The following is an 11,779-nucleotide window of genomic DNA, read 5'->3' as shown; positions in this document are numbered from 1 at the left end:
TCCCAGCTATCCCATTCCCGCAGCAACGCATTGAGTAACGGGCTTAATGCAGAGGAAGATTCTGGTTTTACTTGTTCCATGTGCATCCCCATAAATCCCAATAACTGCATGCATTGCATTTATACGTTGTCGTCTTTAAACATTTCTGTTGATTATCTATTCTGAACAAGAAATAAGCTTGGTCTTGTGACGACCCGTATGAAAAATCGATCTTCGCTTCTGCGCCGCCTGGCAACCGCGGTCTCGGCAATCGGCTTCGGCCAGTCGGCCTTCGTATCGCTCGTTCCCCTGGTGATGGAGCGGCTGAGGCTCGACACGTTTGCCATCGGGGCGGCAACTGCTGTCGGCGCGGCGGCCTTTCTGGTCGGCTCGCCGCTGTGGGGTCGCATGGGCGAGCGGCTCGGCCACGCCAGGCTGCTGCGCCTGCTTGGCCTCGCCATGCTGGCCGGCCAGGCGGTGTTCGCCATTCTGCTGATGGCCGGCACGGGAGCCGCGCTGGGCATCGCTTTGCTGATGCTTTCGCGAACCGTGTACGGTTTTGCCGCGTCCGGCGTCATGCCGACGGCGCAGGTCTGGGCCAGCCGCTCGGCTGCCGATGACAGGCGACAGGCCGCGCTGGGACTGCTTGGCGCCGGCGTCAGCATGGGGCGGCTGGCCGGCGCGCTGGCGGCAACGGCTGCCGTCCTGTCGCCGCTGCTGCCGCCCATCCTGTTCCTGTTCAGCCCGCTGTTGCTGTGGCTCGCGCGGGGCAAAGGGGAAGCCGGCGGACGGACCGACGGCAGGGCGGCCGACGTCGGCCGTGGAATATCGCCCTTCGATCGCCGCGCTCTGCCTTGCCTGGCGATGGGCTTGTGCCTGACGCTCGGCTTCGGACAGGTGCAGATGATGCTCGGCCCGATGACCCAGCAGCGTTTTGGCCTTGGTGCGACGCAGGCCACGACGTTGACCGGCCTGGCCCTGATGCTGGTTGCGGTCGTCATGGTCCTGGTTCAGGGGCTGGTCGTGGCGCGCCTGCGGCTGGCCGAGCGCATCAGCGTCGTCGTCGGCTGTCTCATGGTTTGCGTCGGCATGACGGCGCTGGCCGTCACGGCCAGCCATGCTGCCTCGGCAGCGTCTCTGGTGGTGGCAGCGGCCGGCATTGCCCTGGCTACACCCGGCTACACCGCCTGGCTGATGAAGCGCCTGGAGCCCGGCGAGCAGGGCGCGGCGGCCGGCTGGCTCACCAGCACCCATGTGCTCGGCCAGAGCATCGGCGCATTGGCCGGCGGCTTCGCCTTCACGCTCTGGCCCTTTGCGCCGCTGGCCGGCTGCGCGGCGCTGGCTCTGGCCGCCGCCGGTCTTGCAGCCATGGTTCATAAGCACTAGCGAACCCGCGCTCATTCGGCGACCTCCGGCAGCGGCATCGGCGTTCCTGGCTGGGTCTTTGCGGCATCGGCGAAATGGGCATTCAGCATGCGATAGGTCGCCACCACGGCGATGCCCGACAGCACTGTCGCCAGGGTGAACAACGCGGAGTAGCCGAGCATGTCGGCAAGGCGGCCGGCAAGCATGGAGCCGACGAGGTAGACGATGAGCTGGGCGCAGGACAGGATGGTGAAATCGGTGCCGGGTTGGTCCGACGACGTGACGGACATGAACAGGCTGTAGAGCGCCACGATCTCCATGTAGCGCACCAGCGTCTGCAGGAACGAGGCGCCGAAGATCGGCCAGAAGCCGGCGATAGCGCCGAAAGCGTGCAGCGCGAAGATCAGGAAGCAGATGGTTCGCAGCGCGCCGAGCAGGCCGAGCACCGAGGCGGCGCCCCTGTTGTGCAGCAGCCACGCCGCCAGCGCCGAGCCGCCGAGCCCGACGGTGAGCGCGGCACCGCCCGAGAGATAACCGATGATATCGAGCGGCACGCCGGCATCGACGAGATAGGAGCCTTCCATCGACTTCACCAGCCCCTCGCTGGCGCGGTAGATGAGCGCGATCCACAGGATCTGGCGTGCCTCCGGCCGGCGCAGAAAGCGCAGGATCGAGGGGCGGTCGATGGCCGCCTGCGGCGCGCTGGCGACGGGATCGGTCTCGCGCATGGCGAAGGCGGCGACCAGCGGGATGATGGACAACGCGGCCACCATGGCCACCATGGTTTGCCAGCCGGCATGATGATAAGCCAACAGGCCGAGCGTGCCGCCGAGAACGACGCCGAGCGCGACGGCGCCGCCCTGGATCGCATTGCCGATCGGCCTGTCCTTCGGGTCGAGATATTTGGCCGCGTAGCCGTCGGTGGCGATGTCCTGGGTCGACATCAACAGGCTCACGACAAGGCCGACGGCAAAGATACCGGCGACATCGGTCGGCTCGATCCAAAGCATGGCCGCGATGCCGGCGATGACGCCGATCTGGGTGATGATGACCCAGCCGGCGCGATGGGCGCGGACCACTGGCCGAAAGCGATCGACCAGCGGCGCCCACAGGAATTTCAGCACCAGCGGCAGCATCAGCAGCGCCATCATGCCGATGGCGGTGCGCGACACGCCTTGCTCACGCAGGATCGGCGGGATCGCCGCGGCAAACAGATAGCTCGGGACGGCCTGCGCCAGATAGAGACAGGCCAGGACGACGAAAAGCCGCAAGCGCGAAAGCCCAGCAGGCGCCAGCCTGTCTGCGTCGGCGCTCATTCGTCATAGTCCTTCGGTGCGTAACCGTTCAGGAAGGCGCCGGCCTCCGCCCGGCCGCGGGTGACGAGCACTGGAAAGCCGAACAGGCTTTGCCAGACGCGCTGCATGTTCTCGTCGGCGGCGGGGCGCACCAGCGCACAGGCGCGGCAGGCTTTTTCGAGCTGCTCGCGTTCCGCCTTGTACCAGAGGTTTTGCGCCTTGCGCTGGGCGTCGCTCAGCGCGATCTCGATGCGGATATCGACCAGGAGCACGAACGGCTCCCGTTCCTGCGAAAGGCGGCCGAGCGCCTCGATATAGCGCGCGCCATCCGCCGGATCGGCTGGCGCTTCTGCCAGCAGCGAGACTAATGCACCGTTTCGTTGGAGAGACACCGCCACCGCCGCCCCTCAGAATGTGATCTGGTAGGACAACGCAACCGAACGTCCCAGACCCGGAACGTCGGCGCCGCGGGTCGCCGATGCGGAAGGGTTGATGTAGTAGGTGTCGAACACATTGCGCACGGCAAGGTTCAGCACGCTTTCATTGCCGAACGTCTTCGAGACGGCGAGATTGACCAGTGCTGCACCGTCCAGTTCCTGGGTGGCGATGCGGTCGCGTCCGGAAAACAGCTCCAACTCGCTGCGCAGGGTCAGCTCGTTCTCGAAACGGGTGGTGAGATAGACCAGGCCCCTGTAGGTCGAGGGGACACGGTTGTTCGGCAGATACTCGTTCGCTTCGATGTGGCCGTCGCGATCCGCGTCGTATTTGCCTTCGACATAGCCGACCGATCCGCCCAGCGTGAACATGCCGCTGAGGTCTGCCTCGAGATTGGCTTCGACGCCCCAGATACGTTCCTTCTGCTGCGATACCCGGTTGTTGACGATGTCGTAGTTGACGCCGTTGTCCGAGGTCGACAGATAGGTGCTGACGCCGCCGCGATAGTCGCCCCAATCGCCGCGCAGACCGGCTTCCCAGGTGTTCACCAGCTGGGGTTCAGGCGCGATATCGGCATAGCTGATCGCGTAATCCGGCGCGTTGGTGCACGGCAGCAGCGGCCGGATGGCGGTGCCATAGGCGTCGCAGGTTTCGGCGTTGGAGTTCAACCCGGCCCGGCGGGTGAAGCCGCCAATGTCGGTCAGGCTGTAGCCTTGCGAGAAATTGCCGAAAAGCTGCATCCTTTCGGTCAGATCGTAGACGGCGCCGGCGTTGAAGGTGACGGCGTCGTAGTCGAACGAGCCGCCGGTCACCTGGATCGCCGGCAGGCCGATAATGTTCCGGCCTAGCAGAACGGCAGCGGCAGGCCGGGTGAAGTCTTCAACGTTGAGATAAAACTGGTCGTAGCGCGCGCCGCCGCTGATGCGAAAGCGATCCGTCACCGGAATTTCGCCCTGCGCAAACAAGGCAACCGAGTTCTGGGTCGTGGGCGAGATGGCGTCCTGGCCGTTGGTCAGCTGCTGATCGGTGGCATCGAAAACGTAGTCGGCGCCCCAGGTCAGTGTGCTGCCCTGAGTGATAAAGTCCATCGGCGTGTTGACGGTCAGGTTGACGCCGCTGCGCCGCGATTGCAGCGCCGTCTGGTTGAAGTCGGCGGTCGGGTCCGTACCCGGCGGCAGGATCACCGGCCGCGTCGGGTTCGTCGGTAAATACACCTGGCTGTTGACGGCCGAGAATTTGGTAAAGGGCGACTGCTTGAAGATGTCGTTGTAGAACGCCTTGACCTCGAGGTTTCCGAGCGCGAAGTCGCTGTCGGTGTATTTGGCGGTCAGATATTTCGAATCTTCCTTCAGCGGCTTGCCTTCATAGGGATCGCCGAAATCCGGGGAGACGGGATTGGTCGTGTAATCGGTGAACCAGTCCGGCTTCTGGTTGGCATAGGTCCAGTCGACGCTGGCCTCGAAGCGCCTGGAATCGAACTGGTAGCCGGCCACGCCGAAGAGATTGCCCGTGCCGGTGCGGTCGCCGCCGCCTTGCCCAAGCATGGCGTCGGAAGCCACCTCGTTGCCGTGGCCGTCATAGGTGCGGCGCGACAGATCACCGGACGCCGAGAAGAAATAGTCGAAATCGCCTTTCTTGCCCTCGACTGAGACACTGGTGCTTGGCCCGGCCGACTTGCCGGGGTTTTCGGTGAAGGCGGTGACGCCGGTGCGCACCGTCACCTTCGGCTTGTCGCTGTCGCCGCGCTTGGTGATGAAGTTGATCGTGCCGCCGGTGGCGCCGGCGCCATAAAGGCTGGACGCGCCATTGATGACTTCGATGCGCTCGACCGAATTCAGGTCGATCATCGACAGGATGCGTGAGACGTCCCGCAGCGGTGTGTTGCGCGGCACACCGTCGACCATGATGAGAACGCTGCGCCCGCGGAAGGTTTCCGAAGCGCCGGAAATGGTCTGGTTGCGTGGCGCGTAGCCGGGGACGATGCGGCTGATCAGGGTCGCGGCGTCGATATTTTCCTGCGTTGCTTCCTCGACCTGTTGCCGTTCCACGACCTGAACGGACTGGGCAACGCTGGAAATCGACCTTTCATTGCGGCCGGTGACCAGGATCTGATCGAGCACGGTGGCTCCCTGCTGGTCCGTCGGAGCGGCTTCCTGGGCAAATGCCGCGCCTGCCATAATCGACGAACCCAAAGCCGATGACCAAAGAAGCGTACTGAAAAATCTGCGCATGCTGTCCCCATCCATGCCCTGGTCCCCAGCGCCAGAGCGGAAAGGCCCAGTTATAATTCATGATAAAACGAGTCAACATTTATTTTGTGGCTTTTCAAATCAGGATTAGTCAGCGAGCGGATGAGAGCCGGGTACATGAACGGCGCGCATTTTAGCCGGCACTAAGATGCTGAGTTTTCTTGACAAACGGCTTACGGGCGGCCGGCGGCGGCGTCAGCCTTTGTGCTTACAAGAAGCTCTGCGGATCGATGTCGACCTGCACGCGGACCGAGCCGCGCTGCTTCGGCCCTTCGGCCAGCATGGTGCGGATGAAGCCTTGGATGTCGGCGCGCTTTTCACCCTGGATCAGCAAACGGAAACGATGGCGCCCACCGAGCAGCGACAGCGGCGCCTCGGCCGGACCGAGCACGAACAGGTCGCTGGCCTGGGGTGCTGCACGGCGCAGGCCGCGCGCGTGGCCTTCGGCCTCGGCCCGCGTCACCGCACTGACGATGACGCCGGCAAGCCTGCCGAAGGGCGGCAGGGCTGCCCGTTCGCGCTCAGTGATCTCGCGTTCGTAAAAGGCCTCGGCATCGCCCGAGACGATCGCCCGCATCACCGGATGGTCCGGCTGGAAAGTCTGCAGCAGGCCGAGGCTCTTCTTGCCGGTGCGGCCGGCGCGGCCGGTCACCTGGCTGAGCAACTGGAAGGTGCGCTCAGCGGCGCGGGGATCGCCATTGGCGAGGCCGAGATCGGCATCGACGACACCGACCAGCGTCATGTTGGGAAAGTTATGGCCCTTGGCGACCAGCTGCGTGCCGATGACGATGTCGGCCTCGCCATTGGCAATGGCCTCGAGCTCCAGCCGCAGCCGGCGCACTCCACCCATCAAATCGGATGACAGGACGATCGTGCGCGCGTCGGGGAAATGCGCCACGACTTCTTCAGCTATCCGCTCGACGCCAGGCCCGCAGGCGACCAGATGGTCGAGCGTGCCGCATTCCGGGCAAGCCTCCGGCCGCTTCTCATTGTGCCCGCAATGATGGCAGACGAGTTGGCCGCGAAAGCGGTGCTCGACCAGCCAGGCCGAACAAACCGGGCAGCCGAAGCGGTGGCCGCAGACACGGCACAGCGTCAGCGGCGCATAGCCGCGCCGGTTGAGGAACAGCAGCGACTGCTCCTTCTTCTCCAGCGTACGTTGCATCTGGTCGATCAGCAGCGGCGACAGAAAGCCGCCGCGGGCCGGCGGCGCGCGCCGCATGTCGATCGTCTTGAGATCGGGAAGCGCGGCTTCGGCAAAGCGCGCCGACAGCACCGCCCTGCTGTAGCGGCCCTGCTGCGCATTGACCCGGCTTTCGACCGATGGCGTCGCCGACGCCAGCACCACCGGGAAGCCGCTGATATGGCCGCGCACCACCGCCATGTCGCGCGCATTGTAGAAGACGCGATCCTCCTGCTTGTAGGCGGGGTCGTGCTCCTCGTCGACGACGATCAGCCCGAGCTCGCGGAACGGCAGGAACAGCGCCGAACGCGCCCCGGCAACGACGCGCACGCCGCCTTCCGCCACCTGTCGCCAGACCTTTTCGCGCATTCGGGGCGGCAGGTCGGAATGCCATTCCGCCGGCTTGGCGCCGAAACGCTGCTGGAAGCGTTCGAGGAAGGCATGCGTCAGCGCGATCTCCGGCAGCAGGATCAACACCTGCCTGCCCTGGTCGAGGGCTGCCGCCACCGCCTCGAAATAAACTTCCGTCTTGCCCGAGCCGGTGACGCCGTCGAGCAGCGTGACGTTGAAAGCAGCGGCCGCGACATTGGCGCGCAGCATGGCGGCCGCGTCTGCCTGGTCCGGCATCAGCTCCGGCATGGCGTAGGAGGGATCGGGCGCGGCGACCACCGGTCGAGGCGGGATCATCACCGTCTCGAACACGCCTTGCGCCTTGAGTCCCTCGACCACCGTCGACGACACGCCCGCCGCGTGCGCCAGGCCGGATCGCGTCCAGGCAAGCCCCCCTTCCGCCGTCTCCAGCACGCGCGTCCTGGCATCCGTCATCCGGTCGGGCATGACGAGGGTCCGCTGCAGGCCCTCGATCCATGGTTCGGGATCGAACGCCTCCGGCGCGCGCAACAGCATGCGCGCCACCATGCCGGGCGGCGACAGCGTGTACTGCGCCACCCAGTCGACGAAGCGGCGCATGCCGCGGTCGATCGGCGGGCAGTCGAAGACCTGTTCGATCGGGCGCAGCTTTTTGGCGTCGATATTCTCGACCGCACCATCCCAGACGATGCCGGCAACCTGGCGCGGACCGAGCGGCACGCGCACGATCGAGCCCGGCACCACGCGCACGCCGGCAGGCACAGCGTAGGTGTAGGGCCGTTCGGCCGGCATCGGCACCAGCACCGGCGCGGCTGCGACAAAGGGCGAATCTTCGATCATCGGGCGTGACCTTGCCCCGACTTTGGTCTAGATCAAAGGGCAACCCGGAATGTGCATGGCATGCACATGGAAATCTTTCAGGAGACCCCCATGAAATTTTTTGTCGACACCGCTGACATCAAGGACATCAAGGAACTGAACGACCTGGGGCTGCTCGACGGCGTGACCACCAATCCCTCGCTGATCCTGAAATCCGGCGGCAAGATCGCCGAGGTCACCAAGCAGATCTGCGACATCGTCAAGGGCCCGGTTTCGGCCGAGGTCGTTGCGATCGAATACAAGGACATGATGGCCGAGGCCAACATCCTGGCCAAGATCGCCGACAATGTCTGCATCAAGGTGCCGCTGACGCTCGACGGCCTGCGCGCCTGCAAGACGATCCGCACCGAGATGAACCGCATGGTCAATGTAACGCTGTGCTTCTCGGCCAACCAGGCGCTGCTGGCGGCCAAGGCCGGCGCCTCGTTCATCTCGCCCTTCGTCGGCCGCGTCGACGATACCGGCGCGGACGGCATGGAACTGATCCAGGAGATCCGGCAGATCTACGACAATTACGATTTCGACACCGAGATCCTCGTCGCTTCGGTTCGCACCGTGAACCACGTCAAGCAGGCAGCCCTGATCGGCGCCGATGTCGTTACCGCGCCGGCCGCGACGCTGAAGGCGCTGGTCAAGCACCCGTTGACCGACAAGGGCCTGGATCAGTTCGCTGCCGACTGGGCCAAGACCGGCCAGAAGATCGGCTGAGATCGGTTCGATACAAACGAAAAAAGGCCGGGAAACCGGCCTTTTTGTTGCGGACTGCTAAAAGTCTAGTTGGCAGCGCCAGGGAATGCTCAGGCTTTCTTGCCGTGCCTGACCAAGTCCTGGGCGACGGACAGGCTCACCATTTCAGCCAGTTCACGCGCGGCGCGGTTCTCAGCGTCGAGCTGCGCCCGGTAGGAAGCGAACTCCTGCGTCGGCTTGTCGAAGGATGATGGGATCGACCGCTTGCCGGTGGCGATCACCACGCCGGTCCTGGCATCGGTCAGCACATAGTTTGCGGTCAGCGTCACCCTGCCTGCCGTCGGTTCGTCTTCGTCGGTCTGGATCTGCACCACCGCGGCCGATTCGACCAGTTCGGTGACACCGAGATCGAGCATGTAGACCGGTGCCGTCGTTTCGCCGGCACCCTGGCCGAAGGCGAAGATCAGATTGTTGCGGACCTGCTGGGCATAGCGGGTCTTGACCGGCTTGACCGCGATCGAGGCGAGCTCCGCCGACGCGCTGACAGTCGAGCCTGCCGTCAGCGGCGCGCTCGAATAGAGCGGCCTGACCGTGCAGGCCGAAATCAGCGTCATCGAGGCCACCAGCCCGCAGAGCGCGGTGCGGCGCAGCAAGCGCGTCGTCTTTTCCAGATCGGGCCCCATCCTTCTGAAGTCAAGCAACGACATTGACGATCCTCTGCGGCACGATGATCACCTTGCGGGGCGCCTTACCTTCCAGCGCTTTCTGCACGAAGTCGAGAGCCAGAACCGCTTTTTCGACCGCACCTTGGTCCGCGTCGCGGGCAATTGTCAAATCGCCGCGCTTCTTGCCGTTGACCTGGACCGGCAGCACGATCTCATTGTCGACCACCAGTGCCGGATCGTAGACCGGCCAAGGCCGTTCGGCGACCAGATCGGTGCCGCCGAGCGTGTGCCAGCACTCTTCAGCCAGATGCGGCATGACCGGCGCGACCACATGCACAAGGATCTCCACCGCCTCGCGGCAGGCGCCTTTCAGCGCCGCGTCGGCCTTGCCCTCGGCGACGTCGTTGAGCGGCGCGGTCAAGGCATTGGCCAGTTCGTAGATGCGGGCGATGGCCCGGTTGAAGCCGAGCTTCTCGATATCCTCGCCGATAGCCTTCAGGATCTTGTGCGCGGCCTTGGAAACGGCCCCCGCCTCGCCCTCCGGCGCCGCCTGCGGCTTGGCGCCGTCAAGCGTCTCGGCGGCAATGGACACCAGGCGCCAGACACGCTGGATGAAGCGATGTGCGCCGGCGGCGCCATCGTCCGTCCATTCGACGTCGCGCTCGGGCGGCGAATCCGACAGCATGAACCAGCGTGCGGTGTCGGCGCCGTAGCCGTCGGTGATGTCTTCCGGGCTTACCGTATTCTTCTTCGACTTCGACATCTTTTCGAGTGAGCCGATCGCCGCCTCTTCGCCGGTGGCGATCTCGATGGCGCGGCGCTTGCCGCCGACATCCTCGATCCTGACCTCAGCCGGCGACAGCCAGCGGCCATTGTTCGACGCACCGCCGACGCGGTAGGTCTCATGCACCACCATGCCTTGCGTGAACAGGCCCTTGAACGGCTCGGCCAGGTCGAGATGCCCGGTCGCGCGCATGGCGCGGGTGAAGAAGCGCGAATAGAGCAGATGGAGGATCGCGTGCTCGATGCCGCCAATATACTGGTCGACGGCCAGCCAGTCATCGGCAGCCTTCGGCTCCGTCGGCTCGTTGGTCCAGGGCGCGGTGAAGCGCGCGAAATACCACGACGAATCGACGAACGTGTCCATCGTGTCGGTCTCGCGTCGCGCATCCTTGCCGCATTGCGGGCATTTGACATGCCGCCAGGTCGGATGACGGTCGAGCGGATTGCCGGGACGGTCGAATTCGATGTCGTCGGGCAGCTTGACCGGCAGGTCGGCCTTCGGCACCGGCACCACGCCGCAATCCTCGCAATGGATCATCGGGATCGGGCAGCCCCAGTAGCGCTGGCGCGAAATGCCCCAATCGCGCAGGCGGAAGTTCACCTTGCGCTCGGCCATCGGCCGGCCGCCGATGGCCTTCTGCTCCAGCAGTTTTGCGACTTCGTCGAATGCCTGATCCGGCTTCATGCCATCGAGGAAACGTGAATTGATCATCACGCCGTCGTCGACATAGGCCTCTTCCGTGACCTGGAAAGTCTTTGCGTCACCATCTTCCGGCATCACCACCGGGATGACCGGCAGGCCGTATTTGTTGGCGAAGTCGAGGTCGCGCTGATCGCCGGACGGGCAGCCGAATATGGCGCCGGTGCCGTATTCCATCAGCACGAAATTGGCGACAAAGACCGGCAGCGTCCACGTGTCGTCGAACGGATGCACGACGCGGATGCCGGTGTCGAAGCCCTTTTTCTCCGCCGTTTCAAGTGCGGCCACCGAGGTGCCCATATGTCTGATTTCGTCAATGAACTTGGCCAGTTCGACATTGCTCTCCGCGGCCTTCCTGGCCAGCGGATGGTCGGCGGCGACCGCCATGAAGGAGGCGCCGAAGATGGTGTCGGGCCTGGTCGTGTAGACTTCCAGCTCGTTCGTGTCGCCAACAGGCTCTGCTAGCGGCCAGCGGATCAGCAGCCCTTCCGAGCGGCCGATCCAGTTCTGCTGCATCAGCTTGACCTTTTCCGGCCACTCGCCGAGACCATTCAGGGAATCCAGCAGGTCCTGCGCATAGTCGGTGATCTTGAAGAACCATTGCGTCAGCTCGCGCTGTTCGACCAGCGCGCCCGAACGCCAGCCGCGCCCATCGATGACCTGCTCGTTGGCGAGCACCGTCATGTCCTCCGGATCCCAGTTGACCTTGGAGGATTTGCGCGTCACCAGCCCCTTCTCGACGAAATCGAGGAACAGCATCTGCTGGCGGTGGTAATAGTCGACGTCGCAGGTGGCGAATTCACGCGACCAGTCCAGCGACAGGCCCATCATCTTGAGCTGCTCGCGCATGGCAGCGATGTTGGCGTAGGTCCATTCCTTGGGATGGACCTTGTTCTGCATCGCGGCATTCTCGGCCGGCATGCCGAACGCGTCCCAGCCCATCGGATGCAGCACGTTGAAACCCTTGGCCCGCTTGTAGCGCGCCACCACATCGCCCATCGTGTAGTTGCGGGTGTGGCCGATATGGATCTTCCCCGAGGGATAGGGGAACATCTCCAGCACGTAGTATTTCGGCTTTGGATCGTTGTTATGCGCTTCGAACAGCTTCTTTTCGGCCCAGGCCTTCTGCCATTTGGGCTCTGACGCGCGCGGATTGTATCGTTCGGTTGCCATCGGATGATTTTCACTTA

The 11,779-nt window shown here is 64.3% G+C and carries 8 protein-coding genes; 2 read left to right on the top strand and 6 right to left on the bottom strand.

The window, feature by feature from the left end; all coding sequences use genetic code 11:
* Positions 1-198 precede the first annotated feature (198 nt).
* Entirely contained in the window at positions 199-1,365 is a 1,167-nt protein-coding gene (locus tag ACYG9Y_RS26980) for an MFS transporter (RefSeq protein WP_023737914.1), read from the top strand.
* Between the two features lie 11 nt (positions 1,366-1,376).
* Here the strand turns inward: ACYG9Y_RS26980 and ACYG9Y_RS26975 are convergent, their stop codons facing one another.
* The 4 genes from ACYG9Y_RS26975 to ACYG9Y_RS26960 all read right to left on the bottom strand — a co-directional run bounded on the left by ACYG9Y_RS26975 (position 1,377) and on the right by ACYG9Y_RS26960 (position 7,715).
* Positions 1,377-2,660 (bottom strand): RhtX/FptX family siderophore transporter, encoded by a 1,284-nt coding sequence (locus tag ACYG9Y_RS26975; protein ID WP_023737915.1) that lies wholly within the window; start codon positions 2,658-2,660, stop codon positions 1,377-1,379.
* A complete protein-coding gene (locus tag ACYG9Y_RS26970; RefSeq protein ID WP_156929802.1) occupies positions 2,657-3,031 on the bottom strand; it encodes a hypothetical protein in 375 nt (124 codons plus the stop codon). Before ACYG9Y_RS26970 ends, ACYG9Y_RS26975 begins: the two co-directional genes overlap by 4 nt.
* 15 nt (positions 3,032-3,046) lie before the next feature.
* Positions 3,047-5,194 carry a TonB-dependent receptor gene (locus ACYG9Y_RS26965; RefSeq protein ID WP_245260375.1) on the bottom strand — a complete coding sequence of 716 codons (2,148 nt, stop codon included), beginning with the start codon at positions 5,192-5,194 and terminating at the stop codon, positions 3,047-3,049.
* Positions 5,195-5,531: 337 nt separating this feature from the next.
* Positions 5,532-7,715 (bottom strand): primosomal protein N', encoded by a 2,184-nt coding sequence (locus ACYG9Y_RS26960; RefSeq protein ID WP_023684089.1) that lies wholly within the window; start codon positions 7,713-7,715, stop codon positions 5,532-5,534.
* A 90-nt stretch (positions 7,716-7,805) separates the two neighbouring features.
* Between ACYG9Y_RS26960 and fsa the strand changes: the two genes are divergently transcribed.
* Positions 7,806-8,462 (top strand): fructose-6-phosphate aldolase, encoded by a 657-nt coding sequence (fsa, locus tag ACYG9Y_RS26955; RefSeq protein WP_023684088.1) that lies wholly within the window; start codon positions 7,806-7,808, stop codon positions 8,460-8,462.
* Positions 8,463-8,551: 89 nt separating this feature from the next.
* Here the strand turns inward: fsa and lptE are convergent, their stop codons facing one another.
* Both lptE and leuS read right to left on the bottom strand, forming a co-directional pair.
* The gene (lptE, locus tag ACYG9Y_RS26950) at positions 8,552-9,148 is read right to left on the bottom strand and encodes an LPS assembly lipoprotein LptE (RefSeq protein WP_023737918.1); all 597 of its coding nucleotides are present in this window, start codon (positions 9,146-9,148) and stop codon (positions 8,552-8,554) included.
* Complete coding sequence (leuS, locus tag ACYG9Y_RS26945; protein ID WP_023737919.1) at positions 9,135-11,762, bottom strand: leucine--tRNA ligase; 2,628 nt, start codon at positions 11,760-11,762, stop codon at positions 9,135-9,137. Before leuS ends, lptE begins: the two co-directional genes overlap by 14 nt.
* Positions 11,763-11,779: the final 17 nt, after the last annotated feature.

The sequence above is a fragment of the Mesorhizobium sp. W050 genome (assembly GCF_054719535.1).
The sequence above is the reverse complement of the archived record's forward strand: the minus strand, read 5'-3'. Positions and strand labels throughout refer to the sequence as shown.